This is a genomic window from Sphingopyxis soli, from assembly GCF_018682675.1.
Lineage (GTDB): Bacteria > Pseudomonadota > Alphaproteobacteria > Sphingomonadales > Sphingomonadaceae > Sphingopyxis > Sphingopyxis soli.
Genome location: NZ_JAFMTR010000030.1, coordinates 1 through 26,886 on the forward strand (window position 1 = coordinate 1; position 26,886 = coordinate 26,886).

Genomic DNA, 26,886 nt, shown 5'->3' on the forward strand with positions numbered 1-26,886 from the left:
GGGTCGGCGAGGGGCGAGCGTGATACGTCCGGGGATGAAGACATGGCGGAGTCGACGACGGCGCCGCCCGTGCGGCGGCCCGCTGTTTCGGCAGGGACCATCGGTACTCTGGATAAAAGAGGAGAATTGTCATGACCCGCGTTTCGCTCGACGACGCCGACGTTCGGATCTTGGGGTTCCTTCAGGAGGATGCGACCCTGTCGGTCGCCGCCGTCGCCGCCAAGGCCAATATGTCGCAGAATGCGTGCTGGCGGCGGATCAAGCGGCTCGAAGAGAGCGGTGTGATCTCGCGGCGCGTCACGATCCTCGATGCCAGCGCGCTGGGGCTCGACCTCACCGTCTTCGTCAGCCTGCGGGCTTCCGAGCATAGCGAGGCGTGGCTCGAGATGCTCAACTCGGCGATCCGCGACATTCCGGAGGTTGTCGAATTCTACCGCATGACCGGAGACGTCGACTATCTGCTCAAGCTCAGGGTCGAGAATATGGCGGCCTATGACGCGGTCTATCGGCGTATCATCCGTTCGATCCGCCTGACTGATGTCAGCTCTGCCTTCTCGATGGAAGAAATCAAGTATACGACGGCGTTGCCGCTCACGGCGCGCCCGTCCTGATTGCAACGGGGACGAGCGCGGCGCGTCAGCGCATGTAGCGCTTGCCGAGTTCGGTCGCACGCGAGATCAGCGGCTGTTCCTGGCCCGCGATGAAGATGGCGGTCGGCTGGGTGAGCGGCTCGAGCGGATCGCCGTCCCAGATCACGATATCCGCGGCCTTGCCGGGCGCGATCGAGCCCATCTGGTCGGCGACGCCGAAGATGCGCGCCGGCGCGAGGGTCAGCGCCTCGATGCCCGCGGCATAGGGGAGGCCCCGCGAGACCGCGAGCCCGGCATTGTAGCGCATCTCGCGCACGCGGTGCCCGGCGTCATTGCCGCCGATCGCGATCTCGACCCCCGCGGCCTTCAGGATCGCTGCATTCTGCAGCGAAGCGCCGAGCATGTCGAAGCTTGAGGGTATATTCGAAGTCGGGTTGACGAGTACGGGGACTTTCGCCGCCGCAATCTCGTCCGCAACGCGCCAGGCCTCCTCGGCGCCGCTCAGGATGATCTTCAGCTTGTAGTCGCGGGCGAGCTTCAGCACCTGCCGGATATCGGCGGCGCGGTGAACGACGACGATCAGCGGCATGGTGCCGGCAAGCACCGGCTTGAGCGCGGCCACGTCGGCCTGCGAGAGCTCGAACGGATATTCTTCGCGCGGAGCCTGACGTGCAAGATCGAAGATCTGGCGCAGCTGCACGAACTCGGCGGCCCGCGAGCCGCCGACGCGCGCGGCGCCGTCCTCGCCGAGCTCGAGCATCATGCCGATGCCCGGACGATGGAGGATATTCCCGCCTTCGCCGAGCGAGATCATCGCCGCCTTGCCGGCAAAGGGCAGTTCGCGTTCCTGGTCGCTGTCGTCATAGTCGGGCATTACGACGGCATGGGTGATGCCGCCGAGGCGCGCGATGGGGATCAGTGTCGAGGCGGGGTTGAGACCGTACTGGACGTCGAACGAGGCGCTGATGCCCGAATTCTTGGTCTTGGTGTCGACCGAGCCGTCGACCGAATTGACCTCGACGAGCCCGAGCGCCGTGTTGACCGCGATGAGGCCCGGTGTGACGACCGCGCCCTTGGCGTCGATGGTGTGCAGCCCCGCGGGCACCGCGACGCCGTTCCCGGCGGCGACGATACGGCCGTCGCGGACGAGGATGGTGCCATTGTCCACTTCGCCGACCGGGCCGGGGGTGACGAGATGGGCGTTGGTGATCGCGAAGGACTGGGCGGCGGCGGGCGATGCGCCGACCGCCGCGGCGAGGATCAGGGCGAGCGCGGCGCTGGCCGGAAAGCGGTGCTTCATCTTATTCCTCCCCGACCGGCTGGCCAATCTCAAAGTCGCTCTTGTAGCGTGTGGCAGGATCGCTCGTGTCGAGGACGAGCGCGCCGTCGATAAACACTTTCTCGGCGATCGCGTACACGCTGAACGGGTTCTTGCTCCACAGCACGACGTCGGCCATCTTGCCGGGCTCAAGCGAGCCCGTCTTGTCGGCGATGCCCATGATCTTCGCGGGATTGATGGTGATCCATTTGATCGCCTCTTCCTGCGATATATCGATACCGGCGCGCCGCCCGGCGGCGATCGCGACCGCGCTCTCGACATTGAGACGCTGGACGAGACGTTGTTCGTCCGAATGGATCGCGACGCAGACACCGGCCTTGCTCAGGATCGCGGCATTCTCCTCGATCGCGTCATAGGCTTCCATCTTGAAGCCCCAGCGCGTCGCCCAGGTTGCCACGCAGACATCGTCAGCAACGAGAAGGTCGGCGATCTTGTAGGCCTCGACCGCATGGTGGAAGGCGCGCGTCTTGTAGCCGAACTCGTGGCCGACATCGAGCATCACCGCCATTTCGTCGGCGCGGTAGCAATGGTTCTGGACAAGAATGTCGCCCTTGAGGACGCCCGCGAGCGTCTCCAACCCGAGATCCCGCTTGGGCGCCTCGGCGGCTTCGCCGCGCGCGCGCTTCTTCTCATAGGCATCGACCTTGCGGCCATATTCGGCGGCGTCGATCCACGCGCGGCGGAAGCCGGCGACTTCGCCCATGCGCGTCGCCGGGGCGCGTCCGCGGCTACCGTAGCGGCCCTTCGGATTCTCGCCGCACGCCATCTTCAGCGTGTAGGGCGCGCCGGGGAATTTCATCTGCTGGACGGTCACCGCCGGGATGTTCTTCACGCTGACGCCGCGGCCGCCGAAGAGGTTGGCCGAGCCCGGGAGGATGAGCAGGCTCGTGACGCCGCCGGCGCGCGCCTTGGTGAAGACGGGGTCCTGCGGCCAGACCGAATGCTCGGCCCAGACATGGGCGGTGTAAGGATCGATATTCTCGTTACCGTCGGCATGACCCTGTACGCCGGGCGCGGCGAAGACGCCGAGATGCGAGTGTGCGTCGATGATGCCGGGCGTGACCCATTTGCCGCGCCCGTCGATGACGCGCGCGCCGGTCGGGACGGCGATGTCGGCGCCGACCGCGACGATCTTGCCCGCTGCCATCAGAACGGTCCCATTGTCGATCCGCGTTCCCGTGCCGGTGAGTATCGAAGCGCCGACGATCGCGGTGTCGGCGGCGGATCGAGGCTGATAGGTGCTCGCAAACGGCGCGGGGGCGGGCGCCGCGCTCGGCTGCGGTGCAGGCGGCGTATCGGCGGGGCGCGCCGAGGTCGCCGCGGCGGAGCAGCCTGCAAGGAATGCGAGCGCGCTGCAAAGGAGCGCGGATCGGGCGGCGCGTTGGCCGAGCGGGCGGGAGGGTTTTGCGGATAGTTGTTGTGACACGCCGGAATCACCTTGTGCGGGAGCGATGGGAAGGGCGGCAATCCGGCCGCCGCGCGGGGGTGCGCGGCGGCCGGGAAGGAATGCGGTCAGAAGGTCTTGCGGACGTTCACATACCAGTAGCGCGGGATCGGCGAATGGAGCGAGCCCATATAGCCGAAGCTGCTCGAGTCGAGCGGAGGCTGTGCGTTCGTGAGGTTGCGTACGCCAAGCCGCAGCTGGGTGTTGTCGGTGAAGCCCCCCTTGAAGTCATATTGCACGTAGAGATTGGCCGTCGTGTACGATTTGATCAGCAGGTTCTCGCCATTGACGGATATATCGTCGTCGATGACGCTGCCGGTGTAGGTGACAAACCCGCCCGCGGTAAATTGGCCGAGCTTCCAGGTGAGCGACGCCGAACCCCGCCACCGCGGAAAGCCGTCGTCGCGGATCAGGTTCGACGATTCGGGAATGACAGTATCGATATTGATCTGACCCGCTTCACGGGCATCGAGCAGCGTTTGAATATCGGGCGGTACGTCGCGGAAATATTTGAGCAGATAGGCAGCGTTCGCAGCGAAGGTGAAATCGCCGATGCCAGTATCGCGCAGCCCGATATTGAGGCCGAAGTCGATGCCGCGAACCGTTTGCGGCTCGAGATTCCGATATTGATCGTCGACATATTGCACGCGGCCGACCGGAGCGAGGCCCGTCCCGGCAAACAGGGCAATATCGTCGGCTGTCGGCGCAAGGCGGACGACGGTGGGATCGCTCGAACCCTGGACGCGCGCCAGATAGTCGCTGATCAGCGCGTTGCCCTCACCGAACACGCCGACGATGCCCTTTTGCTTTACCTGCCAGAAGTCCATGGTGAAGGTGGTTCGCAGCCGACCGCTGTTGAAGGCCGGGGGCTGGAGCACAGTCCCGATCGTCCATGTCGTGGAGGTTTCGGGTTTCAGGTCCGGATTGCCGGCGCGGCGGCCCGTCGTCACGAAGGATTGCGCGCAGGCGTCGAAGGTGGAAATGCGTCCGGCACGTAGGTCCGCCTCGCAGCGAACCCAGTCGGTGCGGGTGTTGCCGCGCGTGATGATCGTTGCGTTGGTCTGTTCGAGATTGGGTGCACGGAAGCCTTGCGCCCAGGACCCGCGAATGCGCCAGCCGTCGAACAGGTCCCAGGCGGCTGCGATCTTCGGTTTGGCGATGCTGCCGAAGTCCGAATAATGTTCGTAACGCCCGGCCAGCTGCAGCTCGAAGCTGCGGATCAGCGGGACATTCATTTCGGGCGAGATGAGTGGAACGGCGAATTCGGTATAGGCGGCGAAGACAGTGCGTGACCCCTTGGTATCGGGCGTCGGGCTGACGCCGAACAGGTCGCTCGGCTGTTCGATGCCGGTCACGCTGTCGGTCCAGGTGAGCGTGCCATCAACGCGCTCGTCGCGGTCGTCGAGGTAGGAATCCCTGCGAAGTTCGGCGCCGAGCGCCATCCCGACGTCGCCGGCGGGGAGGGCGAAGAGATCGGCTTTCGACGCGCGGAAATCCCACTGCGCGAGCTTCGATTTGCCGCGCCGGACCGATTTGATGAGGAAGTCCTCGCCCGCAGCCACATTGCCGGCGTTGATCGGCGGCCCCATCGGGTCCGCGGGATTGCCGCCCGCGAACGGGTTATAGGCATCGGGCGTCGATAGCGCGAGATTCTGCTGGAGCAGGGTCGCGCTGATGCCGTCCTGAACGTCGCGGACCGTCGCCTGCGAATAGAGCAGCGCGCTTTCCCAGTCGAAACCGAGCGCTTCGCCGCGCAGGCCGGCGAGAAGGCGGAACTGCCGGTTCGTGACGTCGACCACCGTCGGGCCAAAGTCGGTGAAGCGGTAGCTGGTGATCGTGACCGGCAGGCCCGCCGCTGGCGCGTCGATCCCGGCAAGCCGGTTCGGATTTGCCGAACCATTCGCAAAGGTCAGGGGACCGAAGGGGTTCCAGTAGTTTGACGCCGGGACCGTCATCTGGATCGAGCCGATCGAAAAGACGCTGTCCTGGATGCTGCGCGTCTTGGCGTAATAATAACCGGCCTCGCCGAAGACGGTCAGATTGTCGGTCAGGTCATAATGCCCATTCGCATAGACGTTGATGCGGTCGAGCCTGGGCATGATGGAAAGCGGATAATTTGCCTGCGCGTCCCACCGTGTGTTGCGATCAGCGCCGGTCGTCGCGCGGGTTGCGTCGTCGATACAGATCCCGCTGCCAAGGTCGGCCGAGCAGCCGCCGTTCGCCGTGGGCTGAATGGAGAAGACGCCGCCGGCGGTGGTGATGTTGGTCGTGCCGCGGCGAACGCGAACACCGGTGGTGAAATTGCCCCAATGCGAAAGCGTGCTCGTGTCGTCGAGGCTGTTCGAGCCTTCGAAGGGTGTGCCGATGAAGTCGTCGAAGAAGCGGTGATCGGATGTGGAAGTATAGTCCTGATCCTGCGACGAAAGCGCCGTGCGATTGGTGTAATTGAACAGGAGCGAGATGTTGCCGCGATTTTCCGCAAAGTCGGTTCCGAGATAGCCCGATCCCGAAAATTCGCGCAGGCCGGTGCCTTCGGCGCCGCCATATTGGAGCGTCAGCCCGCCGCCATTGATATTGTCGCGCAGGATCGTGTTGACGACGCCGGCAACCGCGTCGGTGCCGTAAAGCGCCGCCGCCCCGTCACGCAGAACCTCGAGCCGCTGAACGCCAAAGACGGGGATCGAATTGGTGTTATAGGTGATGACCGGGGCAAGCGAGGTGCTTGCCTGGCTGCTCGGATGCTGGACGAGGCGGCGGCCGTTGAGCAGAACGAGCGTATTGCCCACGCCCAGCCCGCGCAAATCGATCGAGCCGACGTCGCCGCGCGCGAAATTGCTGCTCGTCTGGCCATTGCTGCTGTTGAACGACTGGTCGCTCATCTGGGGAATGGAACGGATCAGGTCGTCGCCCGACACAGCGGCCGTCGCCGCTATTTCGTCCTCGCCCACGACGGTCACCGGTAGGGCTTCGGTGATCTTGGTGCCCGCAATGCGGCTGCCCGTCACGACGATTTCTTCGCCGCGCGGTGCTGATTGCGGTTCGGTGGCGGCTTCGGTTTGCCCGGCCTGCTCTTGCGCGGCCGCGCTTTGCGCAGCGATCATCCCGACCAGCGATACTGCGCTCAAAATCTGTTTGCGGTAGCTCGAATGGATGTTCTTCATCATGCCATGTCCCCTTTTTGTCGACCCGATCGTCGCGTCGTCCTCCGTGCGGCGGATGGATTATCGGCCCATCTCGTCTCGCTGTGACGCAACGCATGGCCGATGCCCCATCGATTTTTGGGTAGAAAATTTCAACCCCTTGTCGAATTGTGGAATTTTCATTGAACTTCGCGCGCTGCCTAATCCACGATCTCGATGACGGCATCGGCCTCGACCGCGAAATTGAACGGCAAACGGTAGACGCCGATCGCCGAGCGGGCGTGCTTGCCCGCGTCGCCGAACACATCGACGATGAGATCCGAACAGCCGTTCATCACAGTGGGAATCTCGGAGAATTGCGGACCGGCCTGGACATAGCCGCCGAGCTTGAGGACGCGGACGCGGTCGAGGTCGCCATCCGCCGCCGCCTTGAACTGCGCGACGAGGTTGATCGCGCACAGCCGCGCGGCAATGATCGCGTCAGCGAGGCTGCAATCGACGCCGACGGTGCCTTTGATGCCGCCGTTCGCATGAGTGGAGAGCTGCCCCGACACCTGGATAAGATTGCCCGAGCGCGTTGCCGAGACATAATTGGCCACCGGCGGGCAGACTTCGGGCAGCTCGATTCCGAGGCTGGCGAGGCGACTTTCGATCCGGGACATGTTCACTCCTTGGTTGCAAGAGACGGCAGTTGTTCGGTGGGTGACGGCGCGCCGGCAGCCGTTTCGCGCGCCATGCGGCGGCCTTCCCAGCGGTCGATGATCGCGGCGGCGACCGAATTGCCGACGACGTTGGTGGCCGACCGTCCCATGTCGAGCAGATGGTCGACCGCGAGGATCAGCAGCAGTCCGGCCTCGGGAAGCTTGAAATAGGCGAGCGTCGCCGAGATCACGACGAGCGAGGCGCGGGGCACGCCGGCCATGCCTTTCGACGTCACCATCAGCAGGAGCAGCATCGTGATCTGCTGGCCGATCGTCATGTCGATGCCATAAGCCTGCGCGATGAAGAGCACGGCGAAGGTGCAATACATCATCGAGCCATCGAGGTTGAAGCTGTAGCCGAGCGGCAGGACGAAGGAGACGATGCGGCGGTTGACGCCCTGCTTCTCGAGCTCCTCCATCGTTCTAGGATAGGCCGCTTCCGAGCTCGCGGTCGAAAAGGCGAGGAGGACCGGCGTGCGAATCCCGCGAAAGAGACCGAAGGCGCGCGCGCCGATGATCGCGAGCGCGGCGAGGAACAGCACGAGCCAGAGCACGCCGAGCGAAAGATAGAAGCCCGATACGAAGCCCGCATAGGTCACGAGCACTCCCGGCCCCTGGGTCGCGACGGTCGAGGCGAGCGCGGCGAAGATCGCGACCGGCGCGGTCTTCATCACAAAGCCGGTGACCTTGAGCATGATCGCCGCGACCTGCTCGACCAGTGCCAGCACCGCTGGGGCCTTGTCGTCGATTGCGGCTACCGCGGAGCCGACGAGGACCGAGAAGACGACGATCTGCAAAATCTCGTTCTCGGCCATCGCCTGCACGATCGATTGCGGAATGAGGTGGGTGACGAACTGCTTGAGCGAGAAGTCACCCGTCGCGACGACGCCTTCGGCGCCGGTGGTCGGCAGCTCGAGCGCGAGGCTCGCGCCGGGCTGGAGCAGGTGCACCATGACGAGACCGATCGAGAGCGACACGATCGAGGCCCCGATAAACCAGCCCATCGTCTTGGCGCCGACGCGCCCGATCGCGGCGGCGTCTTCCATATGGGCGATCCCCGCGACGAGCGTCGCGAAGACGAGCGGAGCGATGATCATCTTGATGAGCCGCAGGAAGAGGTCGGTGAGGATCGAGAGATTATCGGCAATTTCGGCCGCCTTGGCCGCGGGGTAATGCGAATTGACGAACCATCCCGCAGCGACGCCGGCGATCATGGCGAAGATGAGGATGAAGGCGAAAGCTCTGTTCATGACTGTCCCGTTCCGGCTTCGCCCCGTCCGGGGCGTACAGGAGGCAGAGACGCAGACGCGGCGAGGTTCCGCAGCAGCAATGCGGTCGACAAGCGCATTTTGTTCGGACATTGCGGGCTCGGACCGAACAGGCCGGTGGGGTAATCCGCTGCCGCTGCGTCAAAGCAGGGCAGGGTACAATCGGACAATCGAGGAGAAGCGCGTGGCCAGTTTTCGGAAGATGCTCGTAGCGGGAACGGCGATTACCGCCGGCCTGGGCTGGGCGAGCCAGTCGGTGCTTGCCGAACCGGGCGGCGAGGTGATGGCGATCACCGGCGCGACGATCTTCGATGCGACCGGCAGGGATCCCTATCGCGGCACCGTCGTGGTGCGCGGCGGCCGCATCGAGGCGGTCGGCGCCGACGTCAAGGTGCCGAAGGGAGCGAAGGTCGTCCGCGCCGACGGCAAGGCTCTTCTGCCGGGCTTCATCGACGTCCACACGCACTGGTCGCCGTCGGGTTCTCCCGGCACGCTCCCGCAGATCGCCAACGCTTATCTCGCGAGCGGCGTCACGACGGTGAACGATTTTCATCAACAACCCGAGGCGTTCGCGCCGCGCCGCGCCTGGCTCGCCGACATATTTTCCCCGCACGTCAATTTCGTCGCGCGGATGAGCACGCCCGGCGGCCACGGGGCGGATTGGGGCGACACCAATACGACCAAATGGGTCGCAACCGCCGAAAGCGCCCGACGCGAAGTGCAGGCGCTGCAGCCGTACAAGCCCGACTATATCAAGGCTTTTGCAGATGGCTGGCGTTACGGACAATTGCCCGAGGAATCCTCGATGAATGTCGAGACGCTCGCGGCGCTCGCCGACGAGGCGCACAAGCATGGCCAGCGCGTGCTGACCCACACGGTGACCGTCGAGCGCGGCAAGCTCGCGGCCGACGCCGGGATCGACGTGATCGCGCACAGTATACAGGACGGGGTGCTCGACGCCGAAGCGATCGCCCGGATCAAGAAGGCGGGAACTTTCTATGCGCCGACCCTCGCCATCTACCAGCTCAAGCCCGACGAGATGGGGCCGGGGCGCAAGGACGATGCCGCGACGCGCCTCAGGATCCGCAAATATGGCTTCGCCGAGGAAAATGTCCGTAATCTTCACGCAGCGGGGGTGACGATCGCGGTCGGCACCGACGCGGGTATCGGCGGCGCGAAGCATGGCATCTCGACGCTCCAGGAAATGGAACTGCTCGTCGCGGCGGGCCTGACGCCGAAGGCGGCGCTGCTGGCGGGAACGTCGAACAGCGCGTTGGCCCTCGGCCTCGCGGGCGATCGCGGCACGATCGAAAAGGGCAAGCGTGCGGATATCATTCTCGTCGACGGCAAGCCGTGGGAGACGATCGGCGACGTCGAGAAGATCGACCGAGTCTATGTCGACGGCAAGCTCGTCCATGGCGGCGGCGTCAAGCCGCCGGCGGGCAATCTCGCCACGACGCTGCCCGCATTGCCCGCGGCCGCGCTGATCGACGACTTCGAACGCGCCGACGGGCGCAGCTCGCTCGATACCTTGCGTCTGACCGACATGGATGGCGGCGTCGAGCGCTCCTCCGTGGTCTCGAACCGCGTCACGCATCCCGGCGGCAATGGCTCGGCGCTCGCCTTCGCGGTGCAGATGTCTCTCAAGGACAAGCCCGAGGGCGGCGTTCTCGTGCCTCTCAGCCGCGGTTCGGTACGCCCCGTCGATGCGCGCAAGTTTGCGGGCGTCCGGCTCGAGATGCGCGGCGCGGGCAGCTATCTTCTCGTCGTCAATACGCTCGCCGGCGAGTTCACCGCGCCGGTCGAGGCGAAAGAAGTCTGGTCCGAACTGCGCGTGCCCTTCACCGCGCTCGTCGCAACGCGCCCCGGCCGCGGCGAGGCGCCGTCCTGGCGCGGCGACGATCTCGTCCAGGTGGGCATCGTCGTGCAGCGCGAAGCGGGCGCGAGTGCCTGGGGCGAAATCGACAACCTCGGCTTCTACTGACGCGGCGCGTGCCGCTTCGGTCGCGACCAGCTCTCCCGAACGCGGCGCAGGCCTCCCGAGGCGTGCGCCGCGGTGCCCCCGCACCGGTTTCGCGGTCCGCCGCGGCGCCGGTGCGGGCCTTTTCGGTCAGAGCGTGCGCAGCAGCTGTTCGACGAGGCGGCGCCGGGGTTCGATCGACGAGATCAGGCAATATTCGTCGAGCGTATGCGCACCGTCGCCATCCACGCCGAGACCGTCGAGCGTCGGGATGCCGAGTGCGGCGGTGAAATTGCCGTCGGAGCCGCCCCCGACCATCGGCACTTCCGCGAGCTCGAAGCCGAGCGCCGCGGCCTCGGTTCGCGCCGTCTCGAACAGCTTCGCCACACCCTCGCTGCGTTCATAGGCGGGCCGATTGATCCCGCCGCCCACCTTGAGCACGACGTCGGGTCCGATCGCCTCCAAGCCGAGAATCTCGCGCTCCATTCGCTCGCCCTCGGCGGCGTTGGTAATGCGAACGTCGACGGCGAAGCGGCACTGGTGCGGGACGACATTGATCGCGGTGCCCCCGCCCACCTTGCTCACCGTGGCTGTCGTGCCGCGGTCATAGTCGGTCATGTCCTCGACCTTCAGAATCTGCCTTGCGGCCTCGCGGATCGCGCTGCGTCCGTCCTGGTGGCGGGATCCGGCGTGCGCGGGTCGGCCCTCGACCTCGACATCGAACCAGCCGACGCCCTTGCGCGCGGTGACCGCGGCTCCGCCCGGCCGCGCGGGCTCCATCACGAGCACATGGCTCGACCGGCGTCCGAGGTCCTCGACAAGCGCGCGGGTCGTGGGACTGCCGATCTCCTCGTCGGGCGAGAGGAGAAAGCGGATCGGTCGCCCGATCGCTGCGCCGAGGCGCGCCGCATTGCGAAACGCGACCAGCGCGAGGTAGATGCCGCCCTTCATATCATAGGCGCCCGGACCGTAGAGACGATCGCCGTCGCGACGCACCGGCAGCGCTCCGGCAAGCGTGCCGACCGGATGCACCGTATCGACATGGGTGACGACGAGTATCCCGGGCCGGTCATTTTCGGCTCCGGCTTGCAGGACCGCGCAGTCGCCGAGGCCGTCGCGGCCGGGGATGCGCTCGATCCTCACCGGCTCGTCCGCGATTTCCGACAGGATCATGTCCTGCATCGCGTTGATCGCGGCGGCGTCGTGCGTGGGGCTTTCGAGCGCGAGCCACCGGCTGAGGGTGGCGATTGCCTGTTCGTCTGATGTCATGATGGGCCTTCTTCTTGCTGAGTCGACGCCCGGCCGAAGGGCTTGACGACTCATAGGCGTTGCTGTCATCTCGTTCAACATGACAAATCACGTTCACATATATGAACGATAGCGTCCGCTCCGCGTCGCGCGTGCTCGACCTTCTCGAATTGCTCGCGGGGGCGGGAGACGGCCTGTCGCTTGCCGAGGCGTGCGAGCGGCTCGGCGCGCCCAAGAGCAGCACCTTGATGCTCCTTCGCACGCTCGCCGGACGCGGCTATGCGGTGCGCGGCGAAGGCGATCGCTACCGGCTCAACGAGACTTTCCGCAGCGGCGGGTTCGGCTGGGGTGGACAGGCCGCGCGGCTCGTCGCGGTCGCCGAACCCGTGCTGCGCGACCTCGCCGATACGATCGGTGAGACCGCGATCCTCGGGGCGCTTACCGAGAAGGGCATGGTCCGCCTGCTCGCCAAGGCGGTCACCCACGAAAATATCCGCTACGACATCGACCTCGGCCAGGAACTGCCCGCCTATTGCACCGCGATCGGCCGCATTCTGCTCGCGCAGATGCCGCCCGAGGCGCGGGCGCCTATCCTCGACCGCGTCGAGCCGGTTCGGGTCACGCCGCACAGCCTGACCGACCGGTCGGCGATCGAGGCGCGCATCGAGGAAGCCGCGCGCAGCGGCATCTCGGTGGTCGCCGAGGAATATGCCCTTGGCGGCACCGGCGCCGCGGTACCGATCCGGCTTGCCGATGGCCGCGTCGTCGGCGCGGTCAACGCCGGCTGCATCTCGCCGCGCTTCGTGGGCAAGGAGGACGAGATCGCCCGCGCGCTGCGCGCCGCCGCCACCGCCATTGCGGCGCGCCTCGACAATCGCGGCGCTGCATGAGCGGACGCATCCTCATTTGCGGTGCGGGAGCCGTGGGGGGCGCGGTCGGTGCCGCGCTTGTCGATGCGGGACATAGCGTCGATTTCGTCGACATGGACGCCGAGCATGTCGCGGCTCTCCGTGATCCCGGACGCGGCCTCGTCGTCGAGGGTCCGGTTCGTTCGCGCAACGGTCCGGTTCGCGCCTGGACTGCGGACGAGCTCGACGGGCAGTGGGACAAGGTCATGCTCTGCGTGAAGGCGCATCACACCGCCGCCGCCGCCGCGATGATCGCACCGCATCTCGCCGCGACCGGAAGCGTCCTCACCTTGCAGAACGGCCTTGCGGCGCGCATCGCCGCCGATGGGCTCGGGCGTGAGCGCGTCGTCGTCGGCTTCGTCAATTTCGGGGCCGACCGGATCGGCGACGGCAGGATCATGCTCGGCAATCGCGGCGCGGTCGCGCTCGGCGAATGGGACGGCAGGACCACCGCGCGGCTCGGCGAATATTTCCGGCTGCTCGGCGACTTCGAACCCGATGCGGTCGCGACGCCGGATATCTGGTCCTTCATCTGGGGCAAGCTCGCCTATGCCGCGCTACTCTTCGCCGAGGCGACCGCCAAGGCGGGTATCGCTGCGACGCTGGACCGCCCCGAATTGCTGCCGCTCTGGCGCGCGCTTGCCGGCGAGGCGATTCGAACCGCGCGCGCCGAGGGTGTCGTGTCCACCGGCTTCAACGGGTTCGACCCCGCAGCGTTCGGGCCGCGGTCGCGCGCCGCAGAGAGCGCCGCGAGTATTCGCGCCATCGCCGATTTCTATCGCGGCGGCGCCAAGCCGCACTCGGGCGTATGGCGCGATCTCGCGGTCCATCGCCGCAAGACCGAAGTCGATACGCAGCTTGGAATGGTCGTCGAAATTGCAGCCGCGCACGGCCTTGCCACACCCGCCCTGTCGGGGCTGATCGCGCTCATCCACCGGATCGAGAATGGCGCGGCGGTGCAGGACGACGCCCATCTCGCGGAACTGGCCCGTGCCATCGCTGCCTGACCTCGCGGGCCGCACCGTCGCCGTCAGCGGCGTCGGCTCGGCATTTGGCGTCGCGATTGCCGAAGCGTTTCGCGCGCAGGGAGCCAGTGTGTTCGGATGCGATCTCGATCCTGCGGCTTTCCCCGTCCTCCAAGCCGCCGGCATTGATTGCGCGGCGGTCGATCTGCGCTACCGCGCCGCCGCAGCGGACTGGATCGAGGCGGTCGTGCGCGCGGCGGGAGGCATCGAAATCCTTGTGAACAATGCTGGCGGCGTCGTCGGCCAACAGCACCAGCCCTTCGAGACGCTGACCGACGCCGACTGGGATATCGTCCTCGATATCAATCTCAACGCGGCGATGGTGCTGTCGCGCGCCGCGACCAGGCATATGGCGGCGGCGGGATCGGGCGCGATCGTCAATATCTGCTCGGGCGCGTCGTTGCGCGCCTCGCTCACCGGCATCCAGGCCTATTGCGCGGCGAAGCACGCACTTCTCGGACTGACGCGACAGCTTGCGCACGAGCTCGGACCGCAGGGCATCCGCGTCAATGCCATCGCGCCAGGGCTCGTGCTCACCGGCGAGGCGACGCGCCGCCAGTGGGACGCCTATGGTCCGGGCGGGCAAGCGGACATTCTCGCAGGCGTCGCAATGCGCCGGCTTGGCCGCGCGGAAGACATTGCACGGGCGGCGCTGTTCCTCGCCTCGGACTGGGCGGGTTTCGTCACCGGGCAGATATTGAGCGTCGACGGCGGTATCCGGTGAAGGAGCGATCGAGATGACGAGCGGGACGGCCGACGAACCCTGGCAATGGGAACAGGCCGAATGGCGCGGACGGGTGAACCGGGTGCGCGCAGGGCGCCGGCTCGCGCCGACCAGCTGGCCGGATGGCAAGAGGTTCGCGGTCGGCATCTCGTTCGACAGCGATCATGAGACCAACGAACTGCGCGACGGCGGCAATTCGATTTCCCGGCTGAGCTGGGGCGAATATGGCGCGCGCGTCGGCGTGCCCCGGATATTGGAGCTGCTCGCGCGCCGCGGCGTCCCCGCGAGCTTCTACGTGCCTGCGGTCGCCGCGCTGCTGCATCCCGAAGAGCAGCGCCGCGTCGTGGCCGAAGGACATGAAATTGGCCTCCACGGCTGGATCCACGAGCGCAACTCGGTACTTCCCGAGGCGGCCGAGCGCGACCTCATGATGCGTTCGGCCGACACGATCGAGGCTGTTTGTGGCGTCCGCGCGATCGGTATCCGCACCCCGTCATGGGACTTCGGGCCGGGCACGCTCCGCACGATCCGCGACATGGGCCTCGCTTATGACAGCTCGCTCATGGCCGACGAGGATTGTTACGAACTGCTTCTTGACGGCGAAGAATGCGGGGTCGCCGAGCTTCCGGTAGAATGGATCCGCGACGACGCGCCCTATTTCCTCATGGACCGGTTCGGATCGGCGCGGCCGCATCTCGCACCTGCCGATGTCTTCGACATCTTCCGCCGCGAACTCGACGCCGCGTGCGAGGCTGGCGGACTATTCCAGCTCACGCTGCATCCGCACATCATCGCCGCGCGGTCGCGCATCTGGATCCTCGACGAGCTTCTCGGCCACGCTGAAGAGCGCGGGGCCTGGTTTGCGACCCACCGCGACATCGTCGCCCACGCCCGTGCCGCCGGAGCGGATGCCGGCGCGAAAAGCGCATGAAGCTGAAAATGTCTGGTGGGGTGAACCCGCGAGGCTGCGTCATAACCAACGAGGGCGGGCCTTTCAGGCCGAATCAAGCGCCCGTCCTCACTTCAAAGGAGCCGCTGTCCGCCATGAAAGCGAAACTGTCCTTCCAGTCGTCCCTTGCGAGGACCTGTCTCGGGGCCACGGCCGCAGCGGCTCTTCTTGCCCTTTCGGCCGCCTCCGCGGCGCAGGCGCCTGCCGGCGAACCCATCCCCAAGCTCAACGACCGGCGCCCGTTCCTCGCGCCCGGCGCGCGGACGAGCGAAGACCCCGTCCGTATTCCGATGAGGCCCGTCGCCGAGACCGGTCCCGAGCTCGTCATCCGCGGCGGACGGCTGTTCGACGCGGTGAGCGGCGGCGTCCGTCCCGCGACCGTCGTCATCCAGGGCAATCGGATCAAGGCGGTGCTCCCGCCCGACGCGACCGGTTGGGGCGCCGACGCAAAGATCATCGATGCCGCTGGCAAGACCGTGATGCCCGGGCTCATCGACATGCACACCCATGTCACTTATCCTGATCGGGGGTCGCCATTCGACGAGCAAGGCAGCGAAGGCGCGGGGACGCTGCGCGGCCAGCGCAATCTTCGCTATTTCCTCGAATCCGGTTTCACTTCGGTGCGCGACCTCAACGGCGTCAGCAACGCGCCCTTCCTGCTCAGTCAGTGGAGCGCCGCCGGCATGATTCCCGCGCCGCGCGTCTTTGCTGCGGGGTGGATCATCACCGGCACCGGCGGCCACGCCACCGAGCGTCCCGTGATCCCCAGCCACGGTCCCGACTATGCCAAGGAAGTCGACGGCCCCGACGCCTGGCGCGGCATGGTGCGCAAGGCGTTCAAGGAAGGCGCGAGCGTCATCAAGATCGCGAGCCATTTCGCACCCGACGAGGTCCGCGCGGCAATCGAGGAAGCGCATCTGCTCGGCCTCAAGGTCACATGCGACTGCGAGACCATCTACACCGAGATGGCGGTCGATGCGGGCATCGACATGATCGAACATCCGCTGCCGCGCTCGGATGCGGCGATCGCGAAGATGGCGAAGAAGAAAATCGCCGCGGTGCCGACGCTGCAGGTTTACCAGAACCTGCTCGATCGCGCCGGCGGCTTTTACGGTTCGACGTCGCGTCGCTTCACGATGACGAGCCAGGGCAATTTCGACGAGTTCAAGAAGATGAAGGCCGCCGGCATCATCATGGGCGTGGGCACCGACACGATCGGCGACGCGAGCCTGATGGTTCCCAACAGCTATATCGCCGAGCTCAAATGGTTCGTGCGCGGCGGCTATTCGGTGACCGATGCGCTGAAAGCGGGAACTATCGTCAACGCGCGCCTTCTCGACATGGGCGACGAGCTCGGCACCATCGAGCCCGGCAAGCTGGCCGACATCATCATCGTGGGCGGGCGCCCCGACGAGAATCTCGACGATCTCGCGAAGGTCGAGCAGGTCATCAAGGATGGCCAGTGGCTGATCGTGAACGGTGAGCTCGCCACCCCGCGCCATGTCTCGACCCCGCTCGTTAAACCCTCGCCCCCGGCGGATGTGAAGTGATGCGCCTGTCGGGTCCGGAAGCGTAGGGGGAGGCCCGATATGGTGACCGAAGCCGCGGCCGGAAGCATCGAACCGACGCGCCGCGAAACCGCGCGCGCGCTCGGCTCGGCGATGATCGGCAACTGGTTCGAGCTCTTCGATTTCATCATCTACGGCTATTTCGCCGCCCAGATCGGACACGCGATGTTCCCCGAAGCCGACACGGTTACGATCATCCTGTCGAGTTTCGCGACCTACGGCGTCGGCTTTGTGATGCGGCCCGTCGGCGGGGTGGTGCTCGGTCATTTCGGCGATCTCTACGGCCGCAAATCCGCCCTCGTCTTCACCATGTTGCTGATGGCCGGCGCCACCGGCGCCACCGGCCTCATTCCCTCCTATGCGACCATCGGGATCGCGGCGCCGATCCTCCTCGTCCTCTGCCGCCTGTTGCAGGGCTTTGCCGCCGGCGGCGAATGGGGCGGAGCGACGACATTCCTCGTCGAATATGCGCCGCCGCACCGTCGCGGTTTCTACGGCGCACTGCAGCAACTCAGCACCAGCGTCGCGATCCTCTCGGCGCTCGGCACGTCGCTCCTGCTCAACGCGCTCCTCACCGAACAGCAGATGATCGACTGGGGCTGGCGCATTCCGTTCCTGCTCGGTTTCCTCGTCGCCCCGGTCGGTTTCTATCTGCGCCGCAGCGTCCGCGAGACGCCGCGCTACCGCGCGGCGAGGGAGGACCGTTCGGCAAGCCCGATCCGCGAAGTGATCGCGCATCACCGCGGGGCGGTTGCCAATGTCTTCGGCGTGGCGATCATCTGGTGCGTCGCCGGTTACACCTTCGGCGCCTTTCTGATCAGCTATGCGACCGAGCTTCTCCACATCGAGCGCGGAACGGTCCTGCTGGCAATCACCGCCGGGACGCTCGTCAATCTCGCCGTGATCCCGCTTGCCGGACATCTCTCGGACCGCTTCGGTCGCAAGCCCTTTCTCGTCGCGAGCGCTGCCGGCTTCCTTCTCCTGGTCTTTCCCCTCTTCCACGCGATGGCGACCTTCCAGGCGTCCTGGACTATCTACGCGACTGCCATCACGGCGGGTGTATTGAGCGGTCTCTACAGCGGCTGCGCACCGACCTTCCTTTGCGAACTGCTGCCGACGCGTGTGCGATATTCGGCGCTTTCGGTCGGCTATAATGGCGCGGTGATGTTCTTCGGCGGCTTCGCGCCCTTCATCGCGACCTTGCTCATTCAGCAGACGGGCGCGCTCGCGGCGCCCGCCTTCTACGTCATGTCGGCCGCCGCGCTGACGCTCTTCTTCCTGCTTCGACTGAAGGCGCCCGATCAGGCCACCGCGCTCGATCGCTAGCCGCCAACAACCAACCAAGAGGGTCCCGACTTATGAAACGACTGGCTGCCACCGCCGCCTTCGCATGGCTGATGACGACGGGCGCCGCGATCGCCGGCCCCCCTGTCCCGACGCCGAAGGAGGTGCTTGGGCATGACATGGGTGAGGACCGCTATGTCGCGAGCTACAGCGAGACCACGATCTACTGGAAGCGGCTCGCCGAGGTCAGCGACCGCATCAAGCTCGTCGATATCGGTCCGACCGTCGAGAAGAGGCGCCAGCTCATGGCCATCGTCTCCTCGCCCGAAAATCTCGCGATGCTAGACAAGTACAAGGATATTTCGGAGCGGCTCGGCCGCGCCGAGGGGCTGACCGACGCGCAGGCGCGCGCGCTCGCGGCCGAGGGCAAGGCCGTGATCTGGGTCGACGGCGGCATCCATGCCAGCGAGACGCTGACCCATTCGGCGATCATCCAGCAGGTTTACGACCTCGTGAACAGCGACGACGCCGAGGCGAAGCGCATCCGCGACAATGTCATCATGCTGTTCGCCGCGAACAACCCCGACGGGCAGGAGCTTGTCGCCAACTGGTATATGCGGATCAAGGATCCGGCGAAGCGCGAGGCAGGCTTCGAAAGCCTGCCCAAGCTTTATCACGCCTATGTCGGCCACGATAATAATCGCGACTTCTATATGGCAGAGATGCCCGAGACGCAGAATATCAGCCGCGTGCTGTTCCGCGACTGGCGTCCGCAAATCGTGCTCAACCAGCATCAGACCGGCCCTGCCGGGACCGTCGTGTTCATTCCGCCGTTCCGCGACCCGTTCAATTTCAACTTCGATCCGCTGGTGATGACCAGCCTCGAAGAGGTCGGCGCGGCGATGCAGTCGCGCCTGCTCGCCGACGGCAAGCGCGGCGGCACCTCGCGCGATGGCGCGCATTACGACACCTGGTACAACGGCAATCTGCGCTCGATCTCCTATTTCCACAACGCGATCGGTATCCTGACCGAGACGATCGGGAAGCCGGTCCCAATCGACATCGAGCTCGTCCCCGAACGCCAGCTTCCCGGCAACAACCAGCCGGCGCCGATCGCTCCGCAGAAATGGCACATCGGCCAGTCGCTCGAATACAGCATGACGATCAACCGCGCGGTGCTGAGCTATGCCGCCTCGAACCGCGAAAAGCTGCTGTTCAACATCTACCGCATGGGAGCGAACAGCATAGCGCGCGGCAGCACCGACAACTGGACGATGACCCCGACCCGGATCGCCGAGATGCACGCCGCCTCGGCGGCGACCGGCGCGAAGCCCGTTGCGACGCGTACCCGCGGCAGCAGCTCGATCGACCCGCGCTTCTATGATGCGGTGATGAAGAACCCCGCAAACCGCGATGCGCGCGCCTATGTCATCGACCCCGGCCAGCGCGACTATCCGACCGCGATCCGCTTCCTCAACGCGCTGATCAAGCTCGGTGTCGATGTCGACCGCGCCAGTGCGCCCTTCACCGCCAACGGAAAGTCCTGGCCCGCCGGGACCTATTTCGTCCGCACCGCGCAGGCCTATCGCCCGCACATCCTCGATATGTTCGAGCCGCAGGACTATCCCGAGAATTTCGAATATCCGGGCGGCCCGCCGATCCCGCCCGCCGATGCGACGGGCTACACCCCGGCGTTCCAGATGGGCGTCGGCTTCGAGCGCGTGCTCGACCCGCTCGAGGTTCCGTCCGAGCGCATTTCGACCCTGCTGTCGCCTACCCCCGGACGGATCGTCGGCGACGGCAAGGCGGGGTATCTCGTCGGACATGGCGCGAACAACAGCTTCATCCTCTCGAACCGCCTGCTGAAGGCCGGGCAGTCCGTCTCCTGGCTGTCGCAGCCGGTGGCCGTTGCAGGCGCTGCCGCCGAACCCGGCGCGCTCTGGATCCCCGCGAGCCCGGTCGCGACGCGTATCGTCGAGGCTGCCGCGACCGAACTCGGGCTGAATGTCGAACGCGCGGCAGCGGCGCCGATCGGCGAGCGCGATGCGATGAAACGGCCGCGGATCGCGCTCGTCGATCTCTACGGCGGGCTGATGCCGACGGGGTGGATGCGCTGGATCTTCGACCAGCATGAATTTCCCTTCACGATCGTCTATCCGCAACAACTCGATGCCGGAAAGCTGCGCCGGGATTTCGACGTCGTGATCCTGCCCCATGCTGCCTTCCAGCCGCAGAGTGCCCGCGCGAGTGGCGACGGCATGTTCCGCGGCCGCGGCGACGACAAGCAGCCTAAGCCCGAGGAAATCCCCGCGGAATATCGCGCCTGGCTCGGCTCGGTGACCCCCGAGAAGACCGTTCCTGCGCTAAAGGCCTTCGTCGAGGACGGGGGCTCGCTGATCGCGATGGGCGGGTCGGCGCAGGCGCTGGCGCTGGCGATGGACCTGCCGGTCGAGGATGCCGTCGCCGAAACGGTGGACGGTAAGACCGCGCGCCCGCCGCGCAGCAAATTCTATGTGCCGGGGGCGCTGGTCGAAGCTTCCGTCGACCGCAATTCGCCCTTCGCTTATGGGATGCCCGAAAAGGTCGATCTCTTCTTCGACGACAGCCCGGTGTGGAAGCTCAAGCCGGGCGCGACGGGCGTCGAGGTTCCCGTGCGCTTCGCCGGGGTGCCGAAGCTCAAGAGCGGCTGGGCCCATGGTCTCGAGCGGATGGGCGGCGCGGCCGCCATCGTCGAGGTCGATCGCGGCAAGGGGCGGATCGTCCTGATCGGACCCGAGGTCGCGCTGCGCGCGCAAACCCATGGCGCGTTCAAGCTCCTGTTCAATGCCATCTATCTGGGCGCGGGTCATGGTCGGCGTTGAGGCGAAGACGAAAGCCCGGGCGGGCGGCGGGGGCACCAAGGCCGCCGCTGCGTCCGTGCGGGGGGAAGGCGCGCCGTCCAAGCGCGACCATGCGCTCCAGGACCTGAGCTGGCCCGAATTTCGCGCAAGGCTCGCCGACAACCCGCCGATCCTGCTTCCGCTGGGAAGCCAGGAACAGCAGGGTCCGCACGCGCCGATGGGCGACTATGTGCTGGCCGAGCGCCTTGCGCTCGCGGCGGCCGAGCGTGCGGGCGCGATCTGTGCGCCGGTGCTGCCCTTCGGCCATGCCGATTTCTTCCGCGGTGCGGCGGGAGGGGTCCAGCTTCGCGCGGCGACCTTCAACATGCTGCTCGAGGACATGGTTACCGCTTTCCTCGATCATGGCCTCAGCCATATCGTTGTCTGCAACGGGCATTCGACCAATGCGCCGCTGATTGCGCAGGTCGCGCATAAGATCCGGCGCGAGCGGGGAATCATGATCGCCTCGCTCAACCTGTGGCGGATGATACCCGACAGCCTCTGGGAAGAGGTCCATGGCGCAGGCAGCGCGCGGGCCCGCGGACATGGCGCCGATCCGGTGACCTCGGTCGGCCTGCATCTCACCCCCGAGCTCATGCGGATGGGCGCTGCGCGCCCGTCGATGCGCGCAAACGCCCTTGGTCTCCCGTCGACCAGCCAGTTCGCGGGCGTGACGTTCGGAGGGTTCGAGGTGGCGCTGCCGCTCGACGTCACCGAAGTCGCGTCGAACGGGGTCGGCGCCGGCGATCCGACGCTCGCTTCGGCCGAGGCGGGCGCGCGCTTCTCGGACTTCATCGTCGAAGCGGTCGCCGATTTCACCGCCCATTTCCGGCGCTGCGATCCGGCCCGTCCGCACCTCGGGCCGCAGCCGTCATGATCGACCCGACGACCGACGCGGCGCTGGCGACGGCTCGCGCGCAGCTTGCGGACGCCGCGAAGGGCGCCGCGGCCGTGCGCGCCTTTTTCGATCCGGCGACCTCGACCATCTCCTACGTCGTCCACGACCCGGTGACGATGCGCGGCGCGGTGATCGACAGCGTCCTCGACTATGATGCGGCCGCGGGACGGACTTCGACCGCCTCGGCCGAAGCAATCGTCGCCTATGTGCGCGAGGCGGGCATCGCGATCGACTGGCTTCTCGAGACCCATGCGCATGCGGACCATCTTTCGGCGGCGGCTTGGCTTGCGAAGATCGTCGGCGGCACGATCGCGATCGGCGAGCATATCCGCGACGTGCAGGCGGTATTCGGCGACATTTTCAACGCCGGACCCGAGTTCCGCCGCGACGGTTCGGACTTCGGCAGGCTCTGGGCCGATGGCGAGCGCTTCGTGATCGGGAGTCTCCCGGTCACCGTCCTGCATGTCCCGGGCCACACACCGGCGTGCGTGGCCTATGTCGTGGGGGACGTCGTCTTCGTCGGCGATACGATGTTCATGCCCGACTACGGGTCGGCGCGCGCCGATTTCCCGGGAGGCGATGCCGCCGAGCTCTTCCGGTCGCTGCGCCGCATCCTCGAGCTGCCCGGCGAAACGCCGCTGTTTCTCTGCCACGATTATCTGACCGGCGATCGGCTGGTGCATGTCTGGGAAACCACCGTCGCCGAGCAGCGCGCCGCGAATGTCCACGCCCGCGACGGCATTACCGAGGCCGAGTTCGTCGCGCGTCGGCGCGCGCGCGATGCCGGGCTGTCGATGCCGGCGCTGCTGTTGCCCGCCGTACAGGTCAACATGCGCGCCGGACGTCTGCCGCCCGCCGAGAGCAACGGAGTCGCCTACCTCAAGATACCGGTCGACCGGCTGTAATCGCCGACGCCCCGACCAAGGGAGAGCTTATGACCATCAGGACACTGACCCCGACGCTTCGCGTCTCGCCGCAGATCGACCCCTCCGATATCGCAGCGCTTGCCGCGTCGGGCTTCCGCTCGATCGTCTGCAACCGGCCCGACGGCGAGGAGGCGGGCCAGCCCGCTGCCGCCGCCGTCGCAGCCGCGGCCGAGGCGAAAGGACTGCGCTTCGTCCATATCCCCGTCGTGTCGGGAAAGATCGACGAGAGCGATGCAGCGGCGATGGCGCGAGCGCTCGCGGAGCTCCCGGCGCCCGTGCTTGCCTATTGCCGGTCGGGTGCCCGGTCCGAGCAACTTGCGGCCATGGCCGCGGCGCGCGGCGCCGATGGCGGTGTCGCGCGGTTCGACGTCGTCGTGATCGGTGGCGGCAGCGCGGGGCTGGCGACCGCCGCGAGCATCCTGCGCCGCCGCAAGGGTGTGACGGTTGCGATCGTCGAACCAAGCGAGGACCATTATTACCAGCCCGGCTTCACGATGGTGGGAGGCGGCATTTTTACCGCCGAGGCAACGAGGCGCGGTGAGGCTGGACTGATCCCCGAGGGCGCCGAGTGGATCCGCGGGGCTGCGGCTTCTTTCGACCCGGCCGGCGACCGGGTGACGCTCGAGGACGGACGGGTCATCGGCTACCGCGCGCTGGTCGTGTGCCCCGGCTTGAAGCTCGACTGGGACGCGATCCCGGGACTGGCAGAGGCCCTCGGTTCGGACGGCGTGACATCCAACTATCGCTACGATCTCGCTCCCTATACCGATCGGCTGGTGCGCCGGATGCGGGGAGGGCGGGCGCTCTTCACCCAGCCGCCGATGCCGATCAAATGCGCCGGCGCTCCGCAAAAAGCGATGTATCTCTCCTGTCATCGCTGGGAGCGCGCCGGGCTGCTCGGGCAAATGGACGTGCAATTTCATACCGCAACGCCGTCGCTATTCGGCGTTGCCGCCTATATCCCCGCGCTCGAGGCCTATATCGCGCGCTATGGCATCGACATGCAGCTGGAATCGCGGCTGGTGTCGATCGACGGCGCGGCGAAGATTGCGATCTTCGAGCAGCGCCGCGGCGACGATGTGCGCCGTGTCGAGGAACGCTTCGACATGATCCATGTCGTTCCGCCGCAGGTGGCGCCCGGCTTCATCGCATCGAGTCCGCTCGCGGCGCCTTCGGGCTTTGTCGCGGTCGACGAGGCGACTCTGCGGCACCCTTCCCATGCCAATATCTTCGCGCTCGGCGACGTCGCGGCGACCACCAATGCCAAGACGGCGGCGGCCGCGCGCAAGCAGGCGCCCGTCGCGGCGCTCAATGTGCTCGCCGCGCTCGACGGCGCGGAGCCGGTCGCGGCCTATGACGGCTACGGCAGTTGCCCGCTGACCGTCGAGGCGGGACGCATCGTGCTGGCCGAGTTCGGCTATGGCGGCAAACTGCTGCCGACTTTCCCCAAATGGCTGATCGAGGGCACGCGTCCCTCGCGTCTCTCGTGGCTGCTCAAGGAAAAGATCCTGCCTCCTGTCTATTGGCACGGCATGCTTCGGGGCCGCGAATGGCTTGCGGCGCCGTCGCCGATCGGCTCGCGCGGGTGACGCTCGATACGCTCCAATATCTGCTTGGCGGCCTGTCGGGCGGGATCGTTGGCTTCACGCTCGGCCTCGTCGGCGGCGGCGGGTCGATCCTTGCGGTGCCGCTCATGGTCTATCTCGTCGGCGTCCCAAGCCCGCATGTCGCGATCGGGACGAGTGCACTCGCGGTGGCCGCCAACGCCGCTTCGGGTCTCGCCCAGCATGCGCGTGCCGGAACGGTCAAATGGCGCTGCGGCTTTCTTTATGCGGGGAGCGGCATAGTGGGCGCGCTCGCCGGATCGACCGTCGGCAAGGCGATCGACGGACAGAAGCTGCTCTTCCTGTTCGCGCTATTGATGCTCGGCGTCGGCATGCTCATGCTGAAGGGGCGGCATAATCCCGGCGTCGAGGGCGCGGCGTGCAATCGCCACAACGCGCCCAAGGTGCTCGGATACGGTCTCGGGACCGGTGGCTTCTCGGGCTTCTTCGGCATCGGCGGCGGGTTCCTGATCGTGCCCGGGCTCATCGCGTCGACAAAGATGCCGATCTTGAATGCGGTCGGCACCAGTCTCGTCGCCGTGACTGCCTTCGGTCTGACGACCGCGCTCAGCTACGCCGCGTCGGGACTGGTCGACTGGACACTCGCCGGAGTGTTCATCGCCGGCGGCCTCGTCGGGGGCGTCGCAGGCGCGCGAGCCGCGCGCGCGTTATCTGGCCGCGGTGCGCTCACTCTGGTCTTCGCCGGCCTGATCTTCGCGGTTGCGGCCTATATGCTGTTCCGCAGCGCGAGCGCGCTTATGGTCGGGACCGGTGGTTGATGTCCGCACCGTTCGCCCCCAAACTCGCGCTTCGCCCTCGTGCCGACCGGCGCGGCCCCGTGGTCCCGATGACGGAGACGCGCTGATATGATCGCGACGCCGGCGGATTCCGAAGGCCCCGAAGCAGCCCGTGGTCAGGATGCGTCGCCAAGCGGCTTCATGCGCTGGAAGCTTGTCGGACCCGGCATCGTCGTGGCGGCGACAGGTGTCGGCGCTGGCGATCTTGTCGCGACGCTCGTTGCCGGCGCCCGCTTCGGCTATGCGCTGCTCTGGGCCGCAGTGATCGGCAGCATCGTCAAGATTGCGCTTGCCGAGGCGACGGGCCGCTATCATCTCGCCACCGGATCGACAATTCTCGAAGGCTGGCGCTCGCTCGGCCGGTGGACGAGCTGGTATTTCGGCACCTACATCATCCTTTGGGGTTTCGTATATGGCGGAACGGCGATGAGCGCGACTGCGCTTCCGCTCTCGGCCCTGTTCCCGGGCTTCTTGCCTTTCTGGGCCTGGGGTGGGCTGTCGGGGTTGCTCGGGGCGGCGTTCGTGCTGCTCAATCGCTACGCAATTTTCGAGGCGGTCATGAAGCTGTTCATCGGCATCATGTTCGTCGTCGTCGTCGGTCTCGCAATCCTCGTCGCGCCCGATTTCGGCGAGGCGCTGAGAGGCCTCGTGCCGCGGCTCCCCGACGGATCGGTGATCTATACCCTGGGGCTGATTGGCGGCGTCGGCGGCACGATTACGCTCGCGGCCTATGGCTATTGGGTGAACGCCAAGGGCTGGACCGGCCCGCGCTGGATGGGGATGATGCGCTTCGATAACCGCGTCGCCTATATCGTCACCGGCATTTTCGTCGTCGCCATGCTCATTGTTGGCGCCGAACTGCTGCACGCTGCGCAGATCAGCCTGTCGGGCGGCGACCGCGGCTTGCTCGACCTCGAGGCGGTCCTGGCCGAACGATTTGGTTCAAAAGTTGCGACGATATTCCTTATTGGCTTCGTCGCCACGACCTTTTCGTCGATCCTCGGCGTGTGGCAGGGGGTGTCGCTGCTATTCGCCGATTTCGTCCGGAACCTGCGGGGGATCCATGCCGCGGGGGACAGAACTGACCTTGAAACTAGCTCGGCCTTTCGATTTTACGTCCTTTGGCTGACCTTTCCGCCGATGATCCTGCTCACGCTGGGCCAACCTTTCGCGCTCATCATTGCCTATGGCGCCTTCGGTGCTTTCTTCATGCCCTTTCTGGCGCTGACGCTCATGTGGCTCCTCAACGGTCGTGCGATGCCGCGTGAATGGCGATCGGGCTGGCTCTCGAATCTGCTGTTGGCGCTTTCCTCGATCCTGTTTGCAGTTCTTTGTGTAAATCAGATCTGGTCGATGTTGTAGCACTCGGTGGATGGCTGCTTTGGCGCCCCTGGCGTTCGGGGCAGACCTTGCCATAGGCGGGCCGCGCGTTGCCGAATGAATTCCCAAAAAATGTCATTTGGGCAGCTTTTTTCTTTTCATTCTGATCGAACCCAAGTTCGATAAATCACTCTACGCCTCGAAAAGTGCGGGGGGGGGGGGGATGTGGGGGTAGAATCTCGGGTACGTGATCTAGAGCGTCGAGTATGAAATCTGAATCATAGAGGGATTCCCATTGGGTCAGATTTGTGATT

The 26,886-nt window shown here is 66.2% G+C and carries 20 protein-coding genes; 14 read left to right on the forward strand and 6 right to left on the reverse strand.

The genetic code is table 11. From position 1 onward, the window contains the following. The first annotated feature begins 131 nt into the window (after nt 1-131). On the forward strand, nt 132-611 hold the full coding sequence (locus tag J1N50_RS03665) for an Lrp/AsnC family transcriptional regulator (protein WP_215350427.1): 480 nt from the start codon (nt 132-134) through the stop codon (nt 609-611). A gap of 25 nt (nt 612-636) precedes the next feature. Here the strand turns inward: J1N50_RS03665 and J1N50_RS03670 are convergent, their stop codons facing one another. From J1N50_RS03670 to J1N50_RS03690, 5 genes are all read right to left on the reverse strand, one after another. Continuing rightward, complete coding sequence (locus J1N50_RS03670; protein WP_215350428.1) at nt 637-1,890, reverse strand: amidohydrolase family protein; 1,254 nt, start codon at nt 1,888-1,890, stop codon at nt 637-639. A 1-nt stretch (nt 1,891) separates the two neighbouring features. After that, complete coding sequence (locus J1N50_RS03675; RefSeq protein WP_343227836.1) at nt 1,892-3,355, reverse strand: amidohydrolase; 1,464 nt, start codon at nt 3,353-3,355, stop codon at nt 1,892-1,894. An 86-nt stretch (nt 3,356-3,441) separates the two neighbouring features. After that, nucleotides 3,442-6,537, reverse strand: coding sequence for a TonB-dependent receptor domain-containing protein (locus J1N50_RS03680; protein WP_246553059.1), 3,096 nt, complete (start codon nt 6,535-6,537; stop codon nt 3,442-3,444). Between the two features lie 176 nt (nt 6,538-6,713). Then, on the reverse strand, nt 6,714-7,175 hold the full coding sequence (locus J1N50_RS03685) for a RidA family protein (protein ID WP_215350429.1): 462 nt from the start codon (nt 7,173-7,175) through the stop codon (nt 6,714-6,716). A 2-nt stretch (nt 7,176-7,177) separates the two neighbouring features. Next, nucleotides 7,178-8,464: a dicarboxylate/amino acid:cation symporter gene (locus tag J1N50_RS03690; protein WP_215350430.1), complete on the reverse strand. Its 1,287-nt coding sequence runs from the start codon at nt 8,462-8,464 to the stop codon at nt 7,178-7,180. Between the two features lie 202 nt (nt 8,465-8,666). Here J1N50_RS03690 and J1N50_RS03695 point away from each other — a divergent pair, with 202 nt between their 5' ends. Continuing rightward, nucleotides 8,667-10,466 (forward strand): amidohydrolase family protein, encoded by a 1,800-nt coding sequence (locus tag J1N50_RS03695; protein WP_215350431.1) that lies wholly within the window; start codon nt 8,667-8,669, stop codon nt 10,464-10,466. Nucleotides 10,467-10,592: 126 nt separating this feature from the next. On the opposite strand, the gene J1N50_RS03700 is transcribed toward J1N50_RS03695, so the two are convergent. Further along, nucleotides 10,593-11,711: a M20 family metallopeptidase gene (locus tag J1N50_RS03700; RefSeq protein ID WP_215350432.1), complete on the reverse strand. Its 1,119-nt coding sequence runs from the start codon at nt 11,709-11,711 to the stop codon at nt 10,593-10,595. A gap of 101 nt (nt 11,712-11,812) precedes the next feature. On the opposite strand from J1N50_RS03700, the gene J1N50_RS03705 reads away from it, so the two are divergent. From J1N50_RS03705 to J1N50_RS03760, 12 genes are all read left to right on the forward strand, one after another. Continuing rightward, on the forward strand, nt 11,813-12,580 hold the full coding sequence (locus J1N50_RS03705) for an IclR family transcriptional regulator (RefSeq protein WP_215350433.1): 768 nt from the start codon (nt 11,813-11,815) through the stop codon (nt 12,578-12,580). After that, the gene (locus tag J1N50_RS03710; protein ID WP_215350434.1) at nt 12,577-13,605 is read left to right on the forward strand and encodes a ketopantoate reductase family protein; all 1,029 of its coding nucleotides are present in this window, start codon (nt 12,577-12,579) and stop codon (nt 13,603-13,605) included. The genes J1N50_RS03705 and J1N50_RS03710 overlap by 4 nt, the downstream gene beginning before the upstream one ends. Beyond that, nucleotides 13,589-14,347 (forward strand): SDR family NAD(P)-dependent oxidoreductase, encoded by a 759-nt coding sequence (locus tag J1N50_RS03715; RefSeq protein WP_215350435.1) that lies wholly within the window; start codon nt 13,589-13,591, stop codon nt 14,345-14,347. The genes J1N50_RS03710 and J1N50_RS03715 overlap by 17 nt, the downstream gene beginning before the upstream one ends. 13 nt (nt 14,348-14,360) lie before the next feature. Next, entirely contained in the window at nt 14,361-15,278 is a 918-nt protein-coding gene (locus tag J1N50_RS03720) for a polysaccharide deacetylase family protein (RefSeq protein WP_215350436.1), read from the forward strand. A 113-nt stretch (nt 15,279-15,391) separates the two neighbouring features. Then, the gene (locus J1N50_RS03725) at nt 15,392-16,846 is read left to right on the forward strand and encodes an amidohydrolase family protein (RefSeq protein WP_215350437.1); all 1,455 of its coding nucleotides are present in this window, start codon (nt 15,392-15,394) and stop codon (nt 16,844-16,846) included. 39 nt (nt 16,847-16,885) lie between these two features. Continuing rightward, on the forward strand, nt 16,886-18,190 hold the full coding sequence (locus tag J1N50_RS03730; RefSeq protein WP_215350438.1) for an MFS transporter: 1,305 nt from the start codon (nt 16,886-16,888) through the stop codon (nt 18,188-18,190). Nucleotides 18,191-18,222: 32 nt separating this feature from the next. Continuing rightward, a complete protein-coding gene (locus J1N50_RS03735) occupies nt 18,223-21,009 on the forward strand; it encodes a M14 family metallopeptidase (RefSeq protein WP_215350439.1) in 2,787 nt (928 codons plus the stop codon). Beyond that, on the forward strand, nt 20,996-21,904 hold the full coding sequence (locus J1N50_RS03740) for a creatininase family protein (RefSeq protein WP_215350440.1): 909 nt from the start codon (nt 20,996-20,998) through the stop codon (nt 21,902-21,904). The genes J1N50_RS03735 and J1N50_RS03740 overlap by 14 nt, the downstream gene beginning before the upstream one ends. Continuing rightward, nucleotides 21,901-22,830, forward strand: coding sequence for an MBL fold metallo-hydrolase (locus tag J1N50_RS03745; protein ID WP_215350441.1), 930 nt, complete (start codon nt 21,901-21,903; stop codon nt 22,828-22,830). Before J1N50_RS03740 ends, J1N50_RS03745 begins: the two co-directional genes overlap by 4 nt. 29 nt (nt 22,831-22,859) lie before the next feature. Continuing rightward, on the forward strand, nt 22,860-24,440 hold the full coding sequence (locus J1N50_RS03750) for a bifunctional protein tyrosine phosphatase family protein/NAD(P)/FAD-dependent oxidoreductase (protein ID WP_215350442.1): 1,581 nt from the start codon (nt 22,860-22,862) through the stop codon (nt 24,438-24,440). Further along, nucleotides 24,401-25,234 carry a sulfite exporter TauE/SafE family protein gene (locus tag J1N50_RS03755; protein WP_215350443.1) on the forward strand — a complete coding sequence of 278 codons (834 nt, stop codon included), beginning with the start codon at nt 24,401-24,403 and terminating at the stop codon, nt 25,232-25,234. The genes J1N50_RS03750 and J1N50_RS03755 overlap by 40 nt, the downstream gene beginning before the upstream one ends. A 159-nt stretch (nt 25,235-25,393) precedes the next feature. After that, entirely contained in the window at nt 25,394-26,614 is a 1,221-nt protein-coding gene (locus J1N50_RS03760; protein ID WP_246553062.1) for an Nramp family divalent metal transporter, read from the forward strand. Nucleotides 26,615-26,886: the final 272 nt, after the last annotated feature.